This window comes from Sphaerisporangium melleum, assembly GCF_014646695.1.
GTDB lineage: Bacteria > Actinomycetota > Actinomycetes > Streptosporangiales > Streptosporangiaceae > Sphaerisporangium > Sphaerisporangium melleum.
The window spans coordinates 1-21,584 of sequence record NZ_BMNT01000062.1 but is presented as its reverse complement, the minus strand read 5'-3'; the positions used below and the strand labels follow the sequence as shown (position 1 = coordinate 21,584).

The following is a 21,584-nucleotide window of genomic DNA, read 5'->3' as shown; positions in this document are numbered from 1 at the left end:
ACCGCGCAGACCTCGTCCAGAGCCTGCGCGAACACCGGGAAACGCTCCGCCAGCTCACGACCCATACCGACCCGCTGGCTCCCCTGACCCGCGAACAGCACGGCCAGCTTCCCACCGGACCCACTCCCGGTCACCACACCCGGAGCGGCCTCACCCGCGGCCAGCGCAGCCAGACCCGCCAGCATCTCGGCAGGGTCCGCACCGACCACGACCGCACGATGCTCCAGCACCGCACGACCGGCCGCCAGCGCCCCCGCGGCACCCACCACATCCACCCCGGCGGACGCCCGCACCCACTCCGCAAGCCGCCCCGCCTGCGCACGCAACGCCACCGCCGACTTCGCCGAGATCGGCCACGGCACGGCCACCGGCCCGCTCTCATCCGCGGGGGCCGGAGCGGGCTCGGCGGACTCGGCCTGTTCGAGGATCACATGAGCGTTGGTGCCGCTGACGCCGAAGGAGGAGACCGCCGCGCGGCGAGGACGGTCCGGCCGGTCCCAGGGCTTGGCCTCGGTGAGCAGTTCGACGGCGCCCGCCGTCCAGTCGACGTGCGGGGTCGGCTCGTCCGCGTGCAGGGTCTTGGGCAGGACGCCGTTGCGCATCGCCATGACCATTTTGATCACGCCGCCGATGCCGGCGGCGTGCTGGGTGTGGCCGATGTTGGACTTCAGCGAGCCGAGCCACAGCGGGCGCGAGGCGTCCCGGTCCTGCCCGTAGGTGGCGATGATGGCCTGTGCCTCGATCGGGTCGCCGAGCGTCGTACCGGTCCCGTGCGCTTCGACCGCGTCCACGTCCACCGGGGCGAGCCCCGCGTTGGCCAGCGCCTGCCGGATCACCCGCTGCTGCGACGGCCCGTTCGGCGCGGTCAGGCCATTGCTCGCACCGTCCTGGTTGATCGCCGAACCCCGCACCACCGCCAGCACCTGGTGACCGTTGCGCCGGGCGTCGGACAGCCGCTCCACCAGCAGCACGCCGACGCCCTCGGCCCAGCCGGTGCCGTCCGCGCCCGCGCCGAACGCCTTGCACCGGCCATCGGGCGCGAGACCACGCTGCCGGGAGAACTCCACGAAGATGCCCGGCGTGGCCATCACCATCGCGCCGCCCGCCAAGGCGAGGTCGCACTCGCCGGTGCGCAGTGACTGGACGGCCAGGTGCAGCGCGACCAGCGACGATGAGCACGCGGTGTCCACAGTGACCGCGGGACCCTCGAACCCCAGGATGTAGGACACCCGGCCCGAGGCCACGCTGGCGGCTCCGCCGGTCAGCAGGTATCCCTCCACGCCGTCGGCGGGCTCGTGCCGCCGGGGCCCGTACTCCTGGGGCGCGATGCCGGTGAAGACCCCGGTCCGGCTTCCCCAGAGCGTGGACGGGTCGAGGCCGGCCTGCTCGAACACCTCCCAGGAGGTCTCCAGCAGCAGCCGGTGCTGGGGGTCCATGGCGAGCGCCTCGCGCGGCGAGATGCCGAAGAACCCCGCGTCGAAGCCCGCGGCGTCGTGCAGGAAGCCGCCGTGCCGGGCGTAGGAGGTGCCCTTGCTCGCCGGGTCCGGGTCGTACAGCCGGTCCAGGTCCCAGCCGCGGTCGGCGGGGAACTCACCGATCACGTCACGACCGGCGGCGACCAGCTCCCACAGACCCTCAGGGGAGACGACCCCGCCCGGGTACCGGCAGGCCATGCCCACGATCGCGATCGGCTCGTCGAACCCGCCCGCGTCCGCGCGGCGGGTGCCCCGCACCTCCGCTTCGGCCTCGATGCCGTCCAGCAGTTCGGTGCGCAGGTACGCGGCGAGCGCCGCCGGCGAGGGGTAGTCGAACAGCAGCGAGCTGGGCAGGTGCAGTCCGGTCGCCGCGTTCAGCCGGTTGCGCAGCTCGACGGCGGTCAGCGAGTCGAACCCGGCCTGCTTGAACGCGCCCTTGGCGCTGATCACGGACGGCGTCACGTGCCCGAGCACCAGGGCGGCCAGGTCGCGGACCAGGTCGAGCAGGAGGGACTCCTGCTCCTCCTGGCCGAGCCCACGCAGGCGCTGCGCGAGGGCGGCACCGGTGGAGCCACCGGTCGTGCGGCGGTCGGTGGATGTGCGGAGCATCGTCCGCAGCGGCGCGGGCGCCGGGTCGTCGACCTTGGCCAGGCTCACCCGGGCGGTGACGGCGGTCGTGGCGTCGCCGGCGAGCGCGCCGTCGAACAGGGCCACCCCCTCGTCCTGGGGAAGCGGCGCGACGCCCAGGCGGGCCCATCTGGCCAGCGAGGCCGTGTCGAGCTTGCCCGCCATGCCGCCCGAGTCCGCGGTGTCCTCCCACAGGCCCCAGGCGAGCGCGGTCGCGGGCAGGCCGAGCGACCTGCGGTGCCGGGCGAGCCCGTCCAGGTAGGCGTTGGCGGCGGCGTAGTTGGCCTGGCCCGCGCTGCCGAGCGTCGCCGAGAGGGAGGAGAACATCACGAACGCCGACAGGCCGCGGTCCTTCGTGAGCTCGTGCAGCAGCCAGGCGGCCCTGGCCTTGGGCCGCCACACGGTGTCCAGCCGTTCCGGGGTGAGCGCGGAGATCACGCCGTCGTCCACGAGTCCGGCGATGTGCACGACGGCGGTCAGGGACGGGTGGGAGGCGATGAGGGCTTCCAGCGCGTCCCGGTCGGCGAGGTCGCAGGCGACCAGCTCGGCGCGTGCGCCCAGCTCGCTCAGCTCGGCCGCGAGTTCGGCGGCCTGCGGGGCGTCCGGCCCGCGGCGGCTCGCCAGCACCAGGTGGCGTACGCCGTGCCGGGCGGCGAGATGCCGGGTGATCAGCCGGCCGAGTACGCCGGTCGCGCCGGTGACCAGCACGGTGCCGTCCTGCACCCAGGGTGCGGGGCCGGACGGCGTGGCCCGTCTGACCAGCCGGGGGACGGTGATCCGCCCGTCGCGGACGGCGAGTTGCGGTTCGTCGTAGGCGAGCGCGGCGGCGATCAGGTCGTCTTCGGCGGCGCCGTCGTGGTCGAGCAGCACGAGCCGGCCGGGCCGCTCGGTCTGCGCCGATCGCACCAGGCCCCAGACCGCCGTGGCGGCCGGGTCGGGCGTCTCACCGGTCGCGCCCCGGGTGAGGACGACCAGCCGGGACGAGCCGGGGTGATCCGCCGCGAGCCATTCCTGGACGGCGGCCAGCACCCGGGCCACGATCTCCCGCGCGCGGCCCTCGTCGTCGAGCCCGCCACCGGTCGCGCCAAGGCGATCGTGCTCCTCGTCGAGGACGGGACCGTCGCCGGGCCACGGGAGCAGGACGTCGCCGGGGGCGAGGGTCTCGCCGGAGGTGACGGGCAGCGGAACCCAGTCGATGTCGAACAGGCCGGTCTGGTCGGCGGGCAGACCGGACCGGCCGGCGTCCAGCCAGTACCGGCGGCGCTGGAAGGCGTAGGTGGGCAGATCGAGCGGGGCGGGGGCGGCGGGGGCGAAGAAGGCGTCCCAGCCGACCGCGACCCCGGCGACGTGCAGCCGGGCGAGAGCCTGGACGAACGTGCGGACCTCGTCGCGTTCCCTGCGGGAGGCCGGGACGAAGACACCCTCGTCGATGCTCTGCTGCGCGAGACCGGTGAGGACGCCGTCCGGGCCGACCTCCAGGAACACGGCGGCGTCGGTGGCGACGACGGCGTCGGCGAACCGGACGGCCTGCCGCAGGTGGCGCACCCAGTAGTCCGGATCGGCGAGTTCTCCGGGCTCCGCCGGGCGGCCGGTGACGCTGGAGACGATCGGGATGGCGGGCTCGTGGTAGGTGAGCGGGGCGATGGCCCGCCCGTACTCGGCGAGGATGGGCTCCATCAGGGGGGAGTGCGAGGCGAGCGAGACCCGCAGCCGGCGGGTACGAACCCCCCGGCCTGAGAGGACGCGGGCGATCTCCTCGACCACCGCCTCGGCGCCGGAGACGACCACGGCGGCCGGTCCGTTGACCGCGCCGATGCCGACCTGTTCTTCCAGGCCTTCCAGCAGCGGCTCGACCTCCTCGCGGGACGCCGCCACGGCGAGCATCGCCCCGCCGGGCGGCAGCGCCTGCATCATCCCGGCACGCGCGGCGACCAGCGCGCACGCGTCGGGGAGCGAGAGCACGCCGGCGACGTGGGCGGCGGCGATCTCGCCGACCGAGTGCCCGACGAGGACGTCCGCGCGGACGCCGAACGACTCCAGCAGCCGGTACATCGCCACTTCGAAGGCGAACAGCGCCGGCTGGGTCATCCCGGTCTCGTCCAGCACCTCGGCCGGGCCGGAGGCCATCACCTCGCGGATGGGCCGCGGCAGCAGCGGGTCGAAGGCGGCGCAGATCTCCTCCAGTGCGGCGGCGAAGACCGGGAACGCCGCGGCGAGCTCGGAGCCCATGCCGAGCCGCTGGCTGCCCTGGCCGGTGAACAGCACGGCGATCCGGCCGCCGGTCCCGGTGCCGGCGACCACGCCGGGCGCCTCGGCGCCGGCGGCCAGGGCGCGCAGGCCGTCCATCAGCTCGGCGCGGTCGGCGCCGAGGACGACGGCGCGCCGGTCCAGCACCGCCCGGGTTCCGGCCAGGGCCGCGCCGACGCCGGCGAGCGGGGTGTCCTCGTCCATCCAGACCGCGAGCCGCCGTGCCTGCCCGGCGAGCGCCTCGGCGCTGCCGGCCGAGATGGGCCAGGCCACGATCGGCAGGGTGCCCGGCTCCCCGGTGGGCGGAGCGACGCCGGTGGGCTCGGACGACTCGGCGGGGGCGGGGGGTGTGGCGGCCTGTTCGAGGATGACGTGGGCGTTGGTGCCGCTGATGCCGAAGGAGGAGACGGCGGCGCGGCGGGGGCTGTCCGCCCGGTCCCAGGGCTTGGCCTCGGTGAGCAGTTCGACGGCGCCCGCCGTCCAGTCCACGTGCGGGGTCGGCTCCTCGGCGTACAAGGTCCGCGGCAGGACGCCGTTGCGCATCGCCATGACCATCTTGATCACACCGCCGACCCCGGCGGCGGCCTGGGCGTGGCCGATGTTGGACTTCAGCGACCCCAGCCACAGCGGACGATCGGCGTCCCGGTCCTGGCCGTAGGTAGCGATGATGGCCTGCGCCTCGATCGGGTCTCCCAGCGTCGTCCCGGTGCCGTGCGCCTCGACCGCGTCCACATCCGCTGGAGTCAGCCCCGCGTTGGCCAGCGCCTGCCGGATCACCCGCTGCTGGGACGGGCCGTTCGGCGCGGTCAGGCCATTGCTGGCACCGTCCTGGTTCACCGCCGAACCCCGCACCACGGCGAGAACCTGGTGACCGTTGCGGCGGGCGTCCGACAGCCGCTCCACCAGCAGCACGCCCACACCCTCGGCCCAGCCGGTGCCGTCCGCGCCCGCGCCGAACGCCTTGCACCGCCCATCGGGCGCGAGACCACGCTGCCGGGAGAACTCCACGAAGATGCCCGGGGAGGCCATCACGGTCGCGCCGCCCGCCAGGGCCAGGTCACAGTCACCGGAACGCAGCGCCTGCACGGCCAGGTGCAGCGCGACCAGCGACGACGAGCAGGCGGTGTCCACGGTGACCGCGGGACCCTCCAGGCCCAGTGAGAAGGCCACCCGGCCGGAGATCACGCTGGTGGAGCTGCCGGTCAGCACGTACCCCTCGGCGGCGCCCTCGGCCTCGTGCAGCCGCGGGCCGTAGTCCTGGGCCATCGCGCCCGCGAACACGCCGGTCCGGCTGCCGCGCAACGCGGCCGGGGCGATGCCCGCCCGCTCCAGCGCCTCCCAGGAGGTCTCCAGCAGCAGCCGCTGCTGCGGGTCCATCGCCGCCGCCTCCCGCGGCGAGATGCCGAAGAAGCCCGCGTCGAAGTCGGCCGCGTCGTACAGGAAGCCGCCGTGCCGCGCGTAGGAGGTGCCCTGCGCGGCCGGGTCCGGGTCGTACAGCCGGGAAAGATCCCAGCCGCGGTCGGCGGGGAACTCACCGATCACGTCACGACCCGCGGCCACCAGGTCCCACAGCTCCTCGGGCGAGACGACCCCGCCCGGATACCGGCAGGCCATGCCCACGATCGCGATCGGCTCGTCGAACCCACCGGTCCGGACGGCGGTGACCTGCGGGGCGCCGTCGCCGCCGAGCAGCTCCGCGCGCAGGTGGGCGGCGAGCGCCACCGGCGTGGGGTGGTCGAACAGCAGCGAGCTGGGCAGGCGCAGCCCGGTGGAGGTGTTCAGCCGGTTGCGCAGCTCGACGGCGCTGAGCGAGTCGAAGCCCAGGGCCTTGAACGCGCTGCCGGTGTCCACGGTGGCGGAGGTGGCGTGGCCGAGGACGAGCGCGACGGTGGTCCTGATGAGGTCCAGCAGGACGCGTTCCTGCTCCTGCTCGCCCAGGCCGGCCAGCCGCGCGGCCAGCGCGGACGCGGCGGGCTCGTGCGCACCCGGCGTGCCGGAGGTGCCCGGCATGCTCGGGCGCGGGGCCGCGGCGCCGTCGGCGGCGGGCAGCCAGTGGTGCTCGCGCTGGAAGGCGTACGTGGGGAGCGGGACGCGGGACGCACCGGGACACAGCGCCGCCCAGTCCACCTCGGCTCCCCTGACCTGCATGGTGGCGAGCGCCGTGGCGACGGTGCGGCACTCGGGACGGCCGTCGCGCAGCGCGGCGACGAACTCCCCCTCGGCGTCCGGAGGCAGGCAGTGCTGTCCCATCGCGGTGAGCACCGAGCCCGGCCCGATCTCCACGAAGGTCGTCACGCCCTCGCCGGCCAGCGCGCGGACGCCGTCGTGGAACCGCACCGCCTCGCGTACGTGCCGGACCCAGTGGGTGGGTGAGCACAGCTCCTCGGCGGAGGCGACGGCGCCGGTGAGGTTGGAGACGACCGGGATGACCGGCTCGTGGTAGGACAGCCCTTCGGCCACCCGCTGGAACTCCGCCAGCATCGGATCCATGAGGGGCGAGTGGAAGGCGTGGCTGACCCGCAGCCGGTGCACCTTGCGCCCGCGCGCGCCGAACTCCTCGGCGATCTCCGCGACGCGGCCGGCGGCGCCGGAGACCACCACCGCCTCCGGCCCGTTGACTGCGGCGACGCCGGTCGAGGCGTCGAGGAGGGGGACGACCTCGGCCTCGGTGGCCTGTACGGCGATCATGGCGCCACCGGCCGGCAGCTCCTGCATCAGCCTGCCGCGCGCGGCGACCAGCGCGCACGCGTCGGGGAGCGAGAGCACCCCGGCGACGTGCGCCGCGGTGATCTCGCCGATCGAATGCCCGATGAGCTGGCCGGGCCGGACACCCCAGTGCTCGTACAGGCGGGTGAGCGCGACCTCGAAGGCGAACAGCGCGGGCTGGGCGAAGCCGGTCTGGTCGAGCGACTCCGCCTCGGGCGAGCCCTCGGCGGCGAACATCACCTCCAGCAGGGGCCGCGGCAGGGTGGCGTCGAAGACGGCGGCGATGTCGTCCAGCGCCCGCGCGAACACCGGGTGGGCCTGGTACAGCTCCCGTCCCATGCCGGCGCGCTGGCTGCCCTGCCCGGAGTACAGGAACGCGATGGCCGGGGCGTCACCGGCCCGGCCGGTCACGATCTCGGCGGCGGGCTCGCCGCCGGCCAGGGACGCGAGCGCGTCGGCGAGCCGCTCGGGCGCGTCCACGACGACCGCGGCCCGGTGGGCGAAGGCCGTGCGCGTGGTGCCGAGTGAGTAGGCGAGGTCGGCGAGCGGTGCGTCGTCGTCGCCGAGGTGGTCGCGCAGGCGCGCGGCCTGGGCCCGCAGGGCGGCCTCGGTGCGCCCGGACAGGGGCACCACCACCGGACGGCCCGCCGGGCCGTCCGTCGCGGCGGGGGCGGGGGTGCGGGGCGGCGCCTCGGTGAGGACGACGTGGCAGTTGGCACCGCCCATGCCGAAGGAGCTGACCCCGGCGACCAGCGGCGCGTCCTCGCTCGGCCAGGCGCGCGAGGAGGTGGTGACCCGCAGGTTGAGCTCGTCGAAGGCGATGAGCGGGTTCGGGGTCGCGTAGTTCAGCGACGCGGGCAGCCGCCGGTGCCGGATGGCGAGGGCGGTCTTGAGCAGGCCGACGATTCCCGCGGCGCCCTCCAGGTGCCCCACGTTGGTCTTGGCCGAACCGACCAGCAGAGGTGCTTTGCGGGCGGCTCCGATGGCCGCGCCGAGCGCGCGTGCCTCGATGGGGTCGCCGACCCGGGTGCCGGTGCCGTGCAGCTCGACGAACTGCACGTCGGCGGGGGTCAGACCGGCGCGCTCGACGGCCAGCCGGACGACCTCCGCCTGGGCCTGCTGGTCGGGGACGGTCAGGCCCTGGCTCGCGCCGTCGTTGTTCACCGCGCTGCCCGCGATGACACAGTAGACGTGGTCGCCGTCGGCGAGCGCGCGGGCCAGCGGCTTGAGGACGACCATGCCGCCGCCCTCGCCGCGCACGTAGCCGTTGGCGCGGGCGTCGAAGGTGAAGCACCGGCCGTCGGGCGACAGGGCGCCGAACCGCAGGGCGGCGAGGGTGCTCTCCGCGGTCAGGTTGAGGTTCACCCCGCCGACCAGGGCCAGCCCGGTCTCGCCGCGGCGCAGGCTCTCGCAGGCCAGGTGGACGGCGGTCAGCGAGGCCGACTGCGCCGAGTCGACGGTGAGGCTGGGGCCGTGCAGGCCGAGCGCGTAGGACAGCCGGTTGGCGAGCAGGGCGCGGCCCAGGCCGGTGAGGGTGTGCCGGTCGACCGCGGCGGGCCCGCCGCCGGCGACCAGGGCGGCGTAGTCCCCGGCCATGGCGCCGACGAACACGCCCGTGCCGGTGCCGCGCAGGCTCGCCGGGAGGATGCCGGCGTCCTCCAGGGCCTCCCAGCCGAGTTCCATGACCAGCCGCTGCTGCGGGTCCATGGCCGCCGCCTCGCGCGGCGAGACGCCGAAGAACGCGGCGTCGAACTCGGCGACGCCGTCGATGAAGCCGCCGCGCAGGGACGCCGTCTCCGGCGTGTCCCACCGGCCCGCCGGCACCTCGGTGATCCCGTCGCGGCCCTCGCTCAGCAGCCGCCAGAACGCGCGCGGGTCCGGGGCTCCGGGCAGGCGGCACGCTATACCGACGACCGCCACCGCGTCGTCGGAGGAACCAGCGGAAGAACCAGCGGGGAAATGTGCTGAGGACATTCGAACCAATCCAGATTCCGACGGGAAGCGAATGGGGACGGCCGGTGTGGCCGGCGGGCGCCTTCTGGTGGTCAGCTGAGCACGTCGTACTTCTCGAACCCGGTGGCGATGGCGACCGGTTCGCGAAACAGGCCGAGCGGGTGGCGCGGGTCGAACCCGCCCGAGTGGCGGTAGGCGACGAGGGTGCCGTCGGCGCCCACGCCGAGCAGGTCGGGGCGGCCGTCCAGGTCGATGTCCGTGAGCGCCATGAGCCGCATGTCCTGCCAGCCCCGGGCGACCGTGTGCCAGGTGCCGGCGGTCGCGGCGGCGGCCGGGGTGCCGGGACGGGCGGCGAACTCGTAGAGGTCGAGGTCGCCGTTGGCGCGGCGGACCAGCAGGTCGAGGTCGCCGTTCCCGGTGAAGTCGGCCATGGCCACCGGCAGGTCGTCGACGCCGACCTCGGTGAGGCGTACCGGGTCCTTGTCGTAGGTGTCGTCGCGGACGACGCCCCGGTCGCGGTGCGGGAAGACGTCGACGTTGCCGGCGTCCTTGCCCCGGCCGAAGGTGTCGTCGGTGCCGGTGCCGGTCACGTCGGCGAACCCGATGGTCTCCCACTTCTGTCCGTCGTCGCGCCGGCCGGACACGCGCATGGGCTCGGCGAACGGGCCGATCTCGGCGCCCTGGCCGAGGTTGCGCAGCAGGAAAAAGCCGTGTTCGCCGTTCTCGCCGGGGTTGATGTCGAACTCGTCGGCGCTGAACGCGCAGATGTCGGCGCGGCCGTCGCCACTGGCGTCCACGGCGCGGACGAAGAAGAACCGCTGCCAGCCGAATCCCTTGCCGATCAGCACGGGCGCGTCGTACGTCGCGGCGCCGTCGAACCGGCCGCTGTGCGGGTAGACCAGCAGCTCGCCGGTCTCGGTGTCTCGCACCAGCAGGTCGGGCCGGCCGTCGCCGCGGAAGGACCGGCACTGGCCGTTCGCGAAATTCGGCGCCACTGTTGGAGCTCCTCCCCGTGAAACCGCTGGCCAAGCGGCATCAGTATTCGGCAGCGCCGGAAACAGGGGTAACCCCTAGTGCCCACTAGGTCCAGCCCCCGCGACCGCTTCGAAACCGGTGCGGACCAGCGCGCCCGCGTGGTGGCCGGGCAGCCGGACGCCCGGCGGCCGGGAGCCGCCGGGCGGTGGGGAGGAACGGCCGGGAGGGTCTGCCGGCTCAGTGGGCTGGGGAGGCGCCGGGGGTGCCGGAGGAGCGGCGGGTCAGGCGTCGCGTTCGCGGAACAGGACGAAGGCCAGGGCCAGCAGCGCGGCGGTGAACGCCGCCATCAGGCCGAGGCCGGTCCAGGGGGTCAGCCGGTCGGGGTCCTGGACGGTATTGATGATCTGCAGGCCGGCCGAGATCGGCCAGTAGGTCTCCAGCCAGTTCCCGGCGGCGTCCGACAGCAGCCGCGGCCCGATGATGGGGATCAGGAAGTTGACCGTGACCAGCAGCGTGGTCGCGCTCATCGTGGCCCGCAGCAGGGTGCCGATCGCCACACCGGTCAGCCCGACCAGTGCCCACAGCACGCCCATGCCGACGACGGCGCGCAGGGCTCCGGGGTCGCCGAGGGTCGCGGTCGGCGCGCCACCGGACGCGATGGTCACCTGGCCGAGGAGGAACCCGGCGAAGCTGCTCACTACGCCCACGACCAGGGCTATCAGCCCGTACGTCACCATCTTCGCGGCCAGCAGCCGCCCGCGGCGCGGCACCACGGTCATGCTGGTGCGCATCATGCCGGTGGCGTACTCGGAACCGACCATCAGCACGCCGAGCGTGCCCACACTGATCTGGGCGAACAGGAACCCGCCGTACAGGCTGGCATGCACCGGGTCGAACAGCTCGCGGGCCTGCTGCGGCATCGCGGCGTAGCCACTGCCCGCGCCTCTCGCGGTGACGGCGCCCAGGCCGACCATGAGCAGCACGGCGGCCACCAGGTTGCGCGGGTTGGACGGCACGGAACGGAACTTGGTCCACTCGGACCTGGCCGTGTCGGCGAAGGGGGCGCTCACGCGGCGCTCGCCTGGAACTCGATGCTGTCACGGGTCAGGTCCATGTACGCCTCCTCCAGCGAGACACGCCGTGGCGTGAGCTCCGACAGCACCACCCCTGCGGCCAGCGCCGCCCGGCCGATCTCCCTGGGCTCCAGCCCGGTCACCACGAGCCCGCCGTCGTCGTCCGGCCGCACGGTCGCGCCCAGCTCGGTCAGGCGCCCGGCGAAGGAGTCCTGGTCATCGGCGCGGACCAGCACGTCGGACCCCTGCCGGACGAAGTCGTCGATCGAGACGTCGGCGATCAGCCTGCCGCGGCCGATGACGACGAGGTGGTCGGCGGTGAGCGCCATCTCGCTCATCAGGTGGCTGGAGACCAGGACGGTGCGGCCCTCGGCGGCCAGGCCGCGCATCAGCTCGCGTATCCACTTGATGCCCTCGGGGTCCAGGCCGTTGACCGGCTCGTCGAACATCAGCACCTTGGGGTCGCCGAGCAGGGCCACCGCGATGCCGAGCCGCTGGCCCATGCCTAAGGAGAACGTGCCGGCCCGTTTGCGGGCCACCGAGGTCAGGCCCACCAGTTCCAGCACCTCGTCCACCCGGGCGGCGGGGATCGCGTTGGTCTGGGCGAGGCAGAGCAGGTGGTCGCGCGCCGTGCGCATGGGGTGCACCGCGCGGGCGTCCAGCAGGGCGCCCACTTCGCGCATCGGCCGGGGCAGGTCCACGTAGCGGCGGTCGCCGATGGTGACGGTGCCGGCGTCCGGCCGGTCCAGGCCGAGGATCATCCGCATGGTGGTGGACTTGCCGGCGCCGTTCGGGCCGAGGAATCCGGTGACCCGGCCCGGCTCGACGGTGAAGGTCAGCCCGTCCACGGCGGTCCGGTCGCCGTAGCGTTTGGTCAGCCCAGCTATCTTGATCATTCACTGTCCCTTCTCGAGACGGACGGGAAGCCGGCCGGCCACGCTCGGACGGCTCCGCGCTTCCCGAGCAGGAGCTTCGCGGCCACGGCCCGGCCATGTCCAGCCTTCGCGATCATCGCGGCCGGGCGTCACCGGAGGCCACCCGCGCCGTGGCCGTCAGCGCGGCCGCGCGCGCACGGCCGGTCCGGCGGCGGGCACCGCCAGGGCGGTCAGCATCGGGCGGAACTTCAGCCAGGTCTCCGCCAGCTCGGTGTCGGGATCGGAGCCGGCCACGATGCCGCACCCCGCGTACAGGGTCGCGGTGTCCCCGTGCAGATGGGCGGAGCGCAGGGCCACGGCGAAGTCGCCCTCCTGGTCGTCGGTCATCCAGCCGACCGGCCCGGCGTACCATCCGCGGTCGAACGGCTCCGCCTCGCCGAGCCAGTCGAGCGCCGCGGCACGGGGGTGCCCGCCGACGGCGGGCGTGGGGTGCAGCCGCTCGACCAGGTCCAGGACGCTGGCGGTCTCCGGGTCGGCGACCTCGCCGACGATGTGGCTGCGCAGGTGCCGGATACCCGGCAGGTCGAGCACGTGCGGCTCGCCGGCCGCCGTGACGTGCCGGCACACGTCGTGGAACGCCTCGCGCAGCGCCGCGGTGACGATGGTCTGCTCGCGCCGGCTCTTGCCGTCGGCGAGCAGCGCGGCGCGCAGTCGCGCGTCCTGGTCCGGGGTCTCGCCGCGGGGCATGGACGCCGCCAGGCTCATCGACTCGGCGCGGCCGGCGTGCAGGCCGACCAGCCGCTCGGGGGTGGCGCCGAGGAAGGCGTGCCCGTCGTGGGCGACGGCGAAGACGGTGCTCGCGGGCTGGGCGTCGAGCAGGGCGGCCAGCACGGCGGGCACGTCGGCCGCGCGGGGCGTGCTGACCCTGAGCTGACGGGCGAGCACCGCCTTGGCGAACCGGCCGCGTCCGATCTGCTCGACGGCCCGGGCGACCAGCGCCTTCCACTCGGCGCCGGACGGGATCTCGGTCACGGTCCCGGCCGGCCGGGACGGCGGGCGAGCGGGCCTGGTGGCGGGGGACGACAGCAGGGCGGCGGCCTCGGCGGCCACCCGCAGCGCCTCCTCCGGGCCGGTGTCGCCCGGCCGTACGCACAGGCCGAGCGCGAGCGTGGCGGGTCTGCCGGGCTCGCGGCTGACCAGGACCCGCGGCAGCCACATCAGCGCCTCGGGGAGCGGGCCCGGGCGCGGCGCGAAGGCGAAACCGCCCACCAGCGACGGGGTCGCGCCCAGGCCGGGGGCGCCGGCGGCGACACTGCGGACGGCCTTCTCCCAGCCGTGCCGGACGGCGGCGAACCGGCCGGTGCCGCTGCCGGAGAAGTCGGCGGCGGCGCCCAGGGCGACGACGCCGCGGTGCGGAGAGATCCAGGTGAAGGCCCGGACCGCCGGCGCGAACAGGGAGCCGAGCAGCCCGGCCGGGTCGACGTCGCCGATCTCCTGCCGCCAGATGACCAGGACCGGGCATGCGTCGCCCCGCGCCCGGGCGAGGGCCTTCGCGTGCGCTTCCAGGAATCCGGACAGGTCGATGCCGGGGTGGTGCATGGGGGGACCCTTCGGTCGTACCGGCCGGCCGTACCCGTCGGGCACCGGCCGGACCTGCCATCACGTGCGGCGGACATGACCGGCGGGCACCGTCCGGATGCCGGTGAACGTGCCCGCCGAGGTACCGGCCGGACCTGCCCGGCGGTCACCGCCGGCTCCGGCGGGCAGGCCGCCGGATGCTAGCCGAACATCGCGATCAGCTTCTTCTTGCTGACCTTGCCGAGCGCGGTCGCCGGAAGAGCGGGAACGATCTCCAGCCGGTCGGGGAACTTGTAGGCCGCGACCCCGCGTTCGCGCAGGAAGGCGGCCAGGCCGGCGAGCGTCGGCGCCTCCCCTCGGGGCACGACGCACGCGCAGCCGCGCTCGCCGAGCACCTCGTCGGGCAGGCCGACCAGGGCGACCTCCCGGACGTTCGGGTGGGCGAGCAGGTGGTTCTCCACCTCCTCCGCGGCGATCTTGTCGCCGCCGCGGTTGATCTGGTCCTTGACCCTGCCCTCGAAGACGACGTGCCCGGTGGGCAGCAGCCGCACCAGGTCGCCGGTGCGGTAGAAGCCGTCCTCGGTGAAGGTCCTGGCGTTGTGCTCGGGCGCACGGTAGTAGCCGCGGACCGTGTAGGGGCCTCGGGCGAGCAGCTGCCCGACCTCGCCGGGGGCGACGTCGGTGTCCTCCTCGTCCACCACGCGCAGCTCGTCGTCCGGTGAAACGGGCAGCCCCTGGCTCATCAGGACCACCTCCTGCGGGTCGTCCCACCGGTGGAACCCGCACAGGCCCTCCGCCATGCCGAACGCCTGCTGGAGGCGGCAGCCGAGCGCCGGCTCGACCCGGCGGGCCATCTCGGGCTGGAGCTTGGTGCCGCCGATGGTGACGCGGCGCAGGCTGGACAGGTCGTGCTCGCCCCAGTCGGCGGCCTCCATCCACAGCAGGGCGACCCCCGGGACCAGGCCGGTCTCGGTCACCCCCTCGCGCTCGACGAGCGGGAAGGCCACGTCGGGGCTCGGCCCGGGGGCCAGCACGAGTGTGCCGCCCGCGTGGAAGGTGGCGAGCAGTCCGTGGGTCAGCGGCCAGTTGTGGCACAGCGGCAGGCTCACCATGTGCACGGTGTCCTGGTCGTAGCCGCAGGACTCGGCGACCGCGCGCCCGCTGTAGGACCATTCCTGATGGCCGCGCGGGACGAGCTTGGGGACTCCGGTGGTGCCGCCGGACAGCAGGAACAGCGCCACGTCCGCCGGGTCCGGACGCGGCAGGCCGGAGACGTCCCCGGCGGGCAGGCCGTCCAGTGCGGTGAACCCGTCGTGGTCGCCCACGTCCCCGGCGACCAGGACGTGCTTGAGCGTGGGCACCCGCGCGGCGACCTCGGCGGCCAGCTCGCGGTGGTCGAATCCCGCATGGGTGTCGGGGATGACGTAGGCGACCGCCTCGGTGAACTCACAGAAGTAGCCGATCTCGCTGCCGCGGTGGGCGGGCAGGGCCATGACCGGCAGGGCGCCGATCCGGAACAGCGCGAACAGCAGCGGGACCAGCTCCGGCAGGTTGGGCAGTTGCACGACGACGCGGTCGCCGGGCCCGATGCCGGCGGCGTGCAGGCCGCCCGCCAGGTGGGTGGTGCGGGCGTCCAGCTCGGCGTAGCTCCAGCGGTGCGCGCCCACGACCAGGGCGGTCTTCCCGGGGCGGTCGCGGGCCTGCCGGGCGAGCAGCTCGCCCAGCGTCTCGTCCCGCCAGCGGCCGGCCGCGCGGTAGCGCTCGGCGAACTCCTCTGGCCAGGGGGTGCATCCGTCCAGCACGGCATCGTCCTTTCAACTTCTCGGCAGGAGAACGGGCGCTCAGGCGTCCGGCGGGACAGCTTGGGTTCAGCAGGGCGAGAGCAGGTGTTCCCGGGCCTGGGCGAGCAGGTGCTCGGCCAGCTCGGCCGGGGTCGGGTACTCATAGACGGCGTCGGCGGCGAGCGCGATGCCGGTGTGCCCGACGAGCCGGTTGCGCAGTTCCACGGCGGCCATCGAGGAGAAGCCCAGGTCGAAGAACTCGGCGTCCCGTTCCACGTCCTCGGGCAGCGGGTAGCGCAGGATGTCGGCGGCGTGCCTGCGGACCAGGTCGAGCAGGATGCCCGGGTGGTCGCCGGGCGGGGCGGCGTCCAGCAGCCGCCGGAACTCCTCGGCTCCGCCTTCTCCGGAGGTCTCCGAAGCATCGTCCGGCACCGCCGGGCCGTCGAGCCCGCCGCCGGTGCCGGAGACCGCCGCCGCGTGCGGAGTGCTCTCGTACAGTTTGGCCAGCGCGGGCAGCAGCTCACCGGCGGTGGCCCGCTCGTCCAGGCCGAGCATGCCGAGCAACCCGTCGAGGTCCCGGCGGGCGATCACGTCCCACAGCTCGTGGCCGCCGGGCGGGACGGCTACCGCGGCGGCGGGCGCCTCCGGCCAGTACCGCCGCCGCTGGAACGGATAAGTCGGCAGTTCGACCGCCGCGCCGCGCCCGGCGACCGCGCCCCAGTCGACGGCGACGCCGTGCGCGTACGCCTGCGCCAGCGCCTCCACCAGGGCAGCGGGTTCGGGCCGGTCACGGCGCATCAGGGGCGCGGCGACCCCGGTCCAGCCGTCCAGGCAGCCGGGCAGCATGGCCGACAGGACGGCGTCCGGGCCGAGCTCCAGGAACGTCGTGACGCCCTGGGCGCGCAGGGCACGCGCCCCGTCGCAGAAGCGGACGGGCTGCCGCAGGTGGCGGGCCCAGTAGTCCGGCGAGGTGAGCTCCTCGGCGGTGGCGATCTCACCGGTCACGTTGGACACGATCGGGATGCTCGGCGGCCGGTAGGCGAGCCCGCGCGCGACCGCCGTGAACTCCGCCAGGACGGGCTCCATCAGCGGCGAGTGGAACGCGTGGCTCACCGCGAGCGGCCTGACCTTGTGCCCGCGCTCGGCGAGCACCGAGGCCAGCTCGTCCAGCGCGTCCTGCGCGCCGGACAGCACCAGGGAGGCGGGCCCGTTGAGCGAGGCGACGCCGACGCGATCGTGGTACCCGTCGAGCAGCGGCAGCACGTCGGCCTCGGCCGCGCGCACCGCGAGCATGCCGCCGCCCGGCGGCAGCGCCTGCATCAGGGCGCCCCGGGCGGCCACCAGCGCGACGGCGTCGTCCAGCGACAGCACCCCGGCGACGTGCGCGGCGACGATCTCGCCGATGGAGTGGCCGGCCAGGAAGTCCGGCCGCACCCCCCACGCCTCCAGGCAGCGGTAGAGCGCGACCTCGACGGCGAACAGCGCGGCCTGGGTGTAGCGGGTCTGCTGGAGCAGCCCGGCGTCACCGGTGATGACCTCGCGCAGCGGGCGGTCCAGGTGCCGGTCGAAGCGGGCGCACACCGCGTCGAACGCCTCGGCGTACTCGGGGTAGGCGGCGTACAGCTCCTCTCCCATGCCGAGCCGCTGGCTGCCCTGGCCGGTGAACAGGTACGCCGTCCGGCCGCGGCCGGCCGACCCGGTGACCACCCGCTCCGAGGGGGTGCCGGCGACGGCGGCGTCGAGCCCGGTGGCGAGCTCGTCGCGCGTCGCGCCGAGGACGACCGCGCGGCGCTTGAAGGCGGACCGGGTGGTGGCCAGGGACCAGGCGATCTCGGCGGCGGACTGCTCCGGGCGGCGGGCCAGGTGGTCGCGCAGCCGGCGCGCCTGCTCCATGAGCGCGTCCTGCGTCTTGGCCGACAGCACCCAGGCGGTCATCGGCCGGTCGGGGGTGGCGGTCGCGGCGGCGGCCGGCTCCGGCGGGGCCTGCTCCAGGATCACGTGGGCGTTGGTGCCGCCGATGCCGAACGAGGAGACGCCGGCACGGCGGGGCCGCCCGGTCTCGGGCCACGGCGTCGCCTCGGTGACCAGGCGGACCGCGCCCGCCGTCCAGTCCACGTGCCCGGTCGGCTCGTCCACGTGCAGGGTGGGCGGCAGCACACCGTGCCGCATGGCCTGCACCATCTTGATGACGCCCGCGACACCGGCGGCGGCCTGGGTGTGGCCGAGATTGGACTTCACCGACCCCAGCCACAGGGGACGGTCCTGCGGGCGGTCCTGGCCGTAGGTCGCGACGATGGCCTGCGCCTCGATCGGGTCGCCGAGCTTCGTACCGGTGCCGTGCCCCTCGACGGCGTCCACGTCCCCGGTGCGAAGCCGCGCGTCGGCCAGCGCCTGCTCGATGAGACGCTGCTGGGAGGGCCCGTTGGGCGCGGTGAGACCGTAGCTCGCGCCGTCCTGGTTGACCGCGCTGCCGCGCACCACGGCGAGGACACGGTGTCCGTTGCGGCGCGCGTCGGAGAGCCGTTCCACGGCCAGCATGCCGACGCCCTCCGCCCAGCCGGTGCCGTCGGCGCCGGCGGCGAACGACTTGCAGCGGCCGTCCGGGGCCAGGCCGCGCTGGCGGCTGAAGTCGACGAACACCGAGGGAGTGGAAAGCACGGTCACCCCGCCGACCAGGGCGAGCGAGCACTCGTCCCGGCGCAGCGCCTGCACGGCCAGGTGCAGCGCCACCAGGGAGGAGGAGCAGGCCGTGTCCACGGTCACCGACGGGCCCTCGAAGCCGAAGGTGTAGGACACCCGGCCGGAGGCGACGCCGCCCGCGACGCCGGTGCCGACGAAGCCCTCCAGATCGTCTCCCGCGTTCTGCAGGTGCATCGCGTAGTCGTGGTACATCAGCCCGACGAACACCCCGGCCCGGCCCCCGCGTACCGCCGCCGGGTCGATGCCCGCGTGCTCCAGCGCCTCCCACGCGCCTTCCAGCAGCAGCCGCTGCTGGGGATCCATGGCGAGGGCCTCGCGCGGTGAGACGCCGAAGAACGCCGGGTCGAAGGAGGTCGCGTCGTGGACGAAGCCGCCCTCGCGGGTGTAGGTCGTGCCCGGATGCTCGGGGTCGGGGTGGTAGAGGTCCTGCAGCGGCCAGTTGCGGTCCTCGGGGAATCCCGACATCGCGTCGCGGCCCTCGGCGACCAGCTCCCACAGCCCGTCCGGGCCGGTGACCCCGCCGGGCAGCCGGCAGCTCATGCCGACGATGGCGATCGGCTCCTCCTCCCGGGCCACCCGTGCCCTGGCCGCCGGCGCGGCGCGGTGCGACCCGTCGGACGTGAGCCGGGCGCCCAGGTGCCGCACGAGCGCGACGGGCGTCGGGTAGTCGAAGATCAGTGTGGCGGGCAGCCGCAGCCCGGTGGCCCCGTTCATCCGGTTGCGGAACTCGACGGCGGTCAGCGAGTCGAAGCCGGACTCGTTGAACGGGCGGTCCTGCTCCAGCACGGTCGGGTCGGCGTGGCCGAGGACCGCCGCCACCTGGTCGAGCACCAGGTCCATCAGTACGCGCGCGTGCTCGGCCTCCGGCATGCGGGCCAGCCGCTCGCGCAGCTCGGAGGCGGCGGCCGGGTCGGCGCCCACCACCCGGCGCCGGCCGACCGGCACCAGCGCGTGCACGATGGCGGGCAGCGCGGCGAACTGGGCCGCGACCCGGAGACTGCGCAGGTCCAGGCGGATCGGTACCAACGTCGCCCGGCCCGCGGCGCACGCGGCGTCGAACAGCGCCAGGCCGTCCTCGGTGGTCAGCGGGACGACACCGGTACGGGCCAGGCGCGCCCGGTCGGCCTCGCCGAGGGTCCCGGTCAGGCCGCTGTCCTGCTCCCACAGGCCCCAGGCCAGGGAGACCGCGGGCAGGCCGTGCGCGCGGCGCCGGACGGCCAGGGCGTCGACCAACGCGTTGGCCGCCGCGTAGTTGCCCTGGCCCGGCCCGCCGAAGACGCCGGCGGCCGAGGAGAAGACGACGAACGCCGTCAACGGCAGGTGCGCGGTCAGCTCGTGCAGGTTCAGTACGGCGTCGGCCTTCGGGCGCAGCACGGTGTCGAGGCGCTCGGGGGTCAGGGCGGCCAGGACGCCGTCGTCCAGCACCCCGGCCGCGTGGACCACCCCGGTGAGCGGATGCTCGGCGGGGACACCGGCGAGCATCCCGGCCAGCGCGTCCCGGTCGGCCGCGTCACAGGCGGCCACGGTCACCTGCGCGCCCAGCTCGGACAGCTCGGCCGCCAGTTCCGCGGCGCCGGTCGCGTCCGAGCCGCGGCGGCCGGCCAGCAGCAGCCGGCGGACCCCGTGCCGGGTCACCAGGTGGCGCGCAACGATGCCGCCGAGCGTCCCGGTGCCACCGGTGATCAGGACGGTGCCCTCCGCGTCCCACACGACGGGCTTCGCGGCGCCGTCCGCGCCGGAAGCGGCGCCTTCGACGCTCGCCACGCCCTCCGCCGGGCCCCGGGTGGCGCCGGGCGGCGCGGGAGTGTGGCGGGTGAGCCGCGGGACGAGCACGCCGCCCTCGACCAGGGCGAGCTGCGGCTCGCCGGACGCGGCGGCGGCCGGCAGGGCGTGCCAGGACTCCTCGGTACCGTCCACGTCCAGAAGCACGAAACGGCCGGGGTTCTCCGACTGGGCCGTGCGGATGAGCCCCCACACGGCGGCGGCGGGCAGGTCCTCGCCGGACACGGCGCCCTGGGTGACGACGACCAGCGGCACGTCGGCGTACCGCGCGTCGGCCGTCCACGCCTGGGCCGCCGCGAGCGCCGCGCCGGTCGCGGCACGCACGGCGGCGGCCACGTCCTGCTCGCCGGAGCTGGAGGCGACTGGCAGGAAGGCCATGCGGGGCAGCGGGGTGTCCGAATCGTCCGACTCGGTGTGCGCATCGGCGATGGACGGCTCATCCGAAGGGTTCGGGGCTGCGCTGGGGTGGTCCGGAGTGCTCAGCGCGTCGAGGACGTCCACCTGGGCTCCGGCCGCGGTGAGCGCGGCGGTCAGCGCGGTGGCCGGGGCGGAACCGTCGCCGCCGACGACCGCGTAACGCGCGTCGTCCATGACCTGGGCGGCGGGCGACGGTCCGGGAAGCCAGTCGAGGGCGAACAGCGCGTCCCGCAGCGGGTCGGCGGCGGCGAGGTCCTCGGCGGCCAGCGGACGCACGACCAGGGAGTCCACCGAGGCGACCGGCGCGCCCGTGGCGTCGGCGACCTCGATGCGGACCGCGTTGGGCCCCGCCGGAGCGAGCCGCACCCGCAGGGTGGCGGCGCCGGTGGCGGCCAGCCGCACCCCCGCCCAGGCGAAGGGCAGGAGCGGACCGCCCGCGGCCTGCTCGTCGAAGAAACCGCTCACGGCGAGCGGTTGTAACGCCGCGTCCAGGAGCGCCGGGTGCAGCCCGAACCCCGCGATCTCGCCGGCCGCCTCCTCGGGGAGCGCGACCTCGGCGAACAGCTCCCCGTCACGCCGCCACACCGCGCGCAGGCCGCGGAAGGCGGGCCCGTACTCGATGCCGACACCGGACAGCAGTTCGTACACCTCACCGGCCTGCAGCGCGGTCGCCCCGTCCGGCGGCCAAGACGCCTCGGCGAACGTGACGGCGCCGGTGTCCTTGGCCAGCCAGCCGACCGCGTGCCGGGTCCAGGGCTCCTCGTCGGCCCGGGAGTGGATGGTCAGCGTCCGCCGGCCGTCCTCGCCGGGAGCGCCCACGGCGATCTGCACCTGGACGCCGCCGCGCTCGGGCAGGACGAGGGGTGCCTGCAGGGTCAGTTCCTCCAGCAGGTCGCATCCGGTCTCGTCGCCGGCGCGCACGGCCAGCTCGACCAGGGCGGTGCCGGGGAGGATGACCTGGCCGTTGACGGTGTGGTCGGCGAGCCAGGGGTGGGTCTTGCGGGAGAGCCGTCCGGTCAGCAGCACGCCTTCGGCGTCGGCCAGCGCGACCGCCGCGCCGAGCAGCGGGTGCCCTGCGGCGCCCATGCCGAGATAGGCCGGGTCGCCGTTGACCTGGACGTTCTTCGGCCAGTAGGGCTGGTGGTCGAAGGCGTAGGTCGGCAGGTCCACCACACCCGGCTGCGACGACTCATACGCCCGTTCCCAGTCGATGTGACCGCCCCGGACCCACACCTCCCCCGCACTGGCCCACAACCGGGCCAACCCACCCTCACCCCGGCGCAACGTCCCCACCACCACCGCGGCATCAGCAACCCCCGCGGCCTCCAGCGACTCCTCGATCCCGACCCGCACCACCGGATGCGCACTGCACTCCACAAAACACCGGAACCCCTC

General features: G+C 74.9%; 7 protein-coding genes. All 7 read right to left on the bottom strand.

The annotated features are described in order from the left end of the window. Positions 1 to 8,975 (bottom strand): SDR family NAD(P)-dependent oxidoreductase (locus tag IEY93_RS34945; RefSeq protein WP_229691727.1); only part of this gene is annotated, 8,975 nt, incomplete at its 3' end. A gap of 125 nt (positions 8,976 to 9,100) precedes the next feature. Continuing rightward, positions 9,101 to 10,003: an FG-GAP-like repeat-containing protein gene (locus IEY93_RS34940; RefSeq protein ID WP_189167461.1), complete on the bottom strand. Its 903-nt coding sequence runs from the start codon at positions 10,001 to 10,003 to the stop codon at positions 9,101 to 9,103. Between the two features lie 261 nt (positions 10,004 to 10,264). Next, positions 10,265 to 11,053, bottom strand: coding sequence for an ABC transporter permease subunit (locus tag IEY93_RS34935; protein WP_189167460.1), 789 nt, complete (start codon positions 11,051 to 11,053; stop codon positions 10,265 to 10,267). Beyond that, the gene (locus IEY93_RS34930; RefSeq protein ID WP_189167459.1) at positions 11,050 to 11,952 is read right to left on the bottom strand and encodes an ABC transporter ATP-binding protein; all 903 of its coding nucleotides are present in this window, start codon (positions 11,950 to 11,952) and stop codon (positions 11,050 to 11,052) included. The genes IEY93_RS34935 and IEY93_RS34930 overlap by 4 nt, the downstream gene beginning before the upstream one ends. A 156-nt stretch (positions 11,953 to 12,108) precedes the next feature. Further along, positions 12,109 to 13,530, bottom strand: a complete 1,422-nt coding sequence (locus IEY93_RS34925) for an isochorismate synthase (RefSeq protein WP_189167458.1) — start codon at positions 13,528 to 13,530, stop codon at positions 12,109 to 12,111. Positions 13,531 to 13,709: 179 nt separating this feature from the next. Continuing rightward, positions 13,710 to 15,311, bottom strand: coding sequence for a (2,3-dihydroxybenzoyl)adenylate synthase (locus tag IEY93_RS34920; RefSeq protein WP_189167457.1), 1,602 nt, complete (start codon positions 15,309 to 15,311; stop codon positions 13,710 to 13,712). A 66-nt stretch (positions 15,312 to 15,377) separates the two neighbouring features. After that, positions 15,378 to 21,545, bottom strand: coding sequence for a type I polyketide synthase (locus IEY93_RS34915; RefSeq protein ID WP_189167456.1), 6,168 nt, complete (start codon positions 21,543 to 21,545; stop codon positions 15,378 to 15,380). Positions 21,546 to 21,584 lie beyond the last annotated feature (39 nt).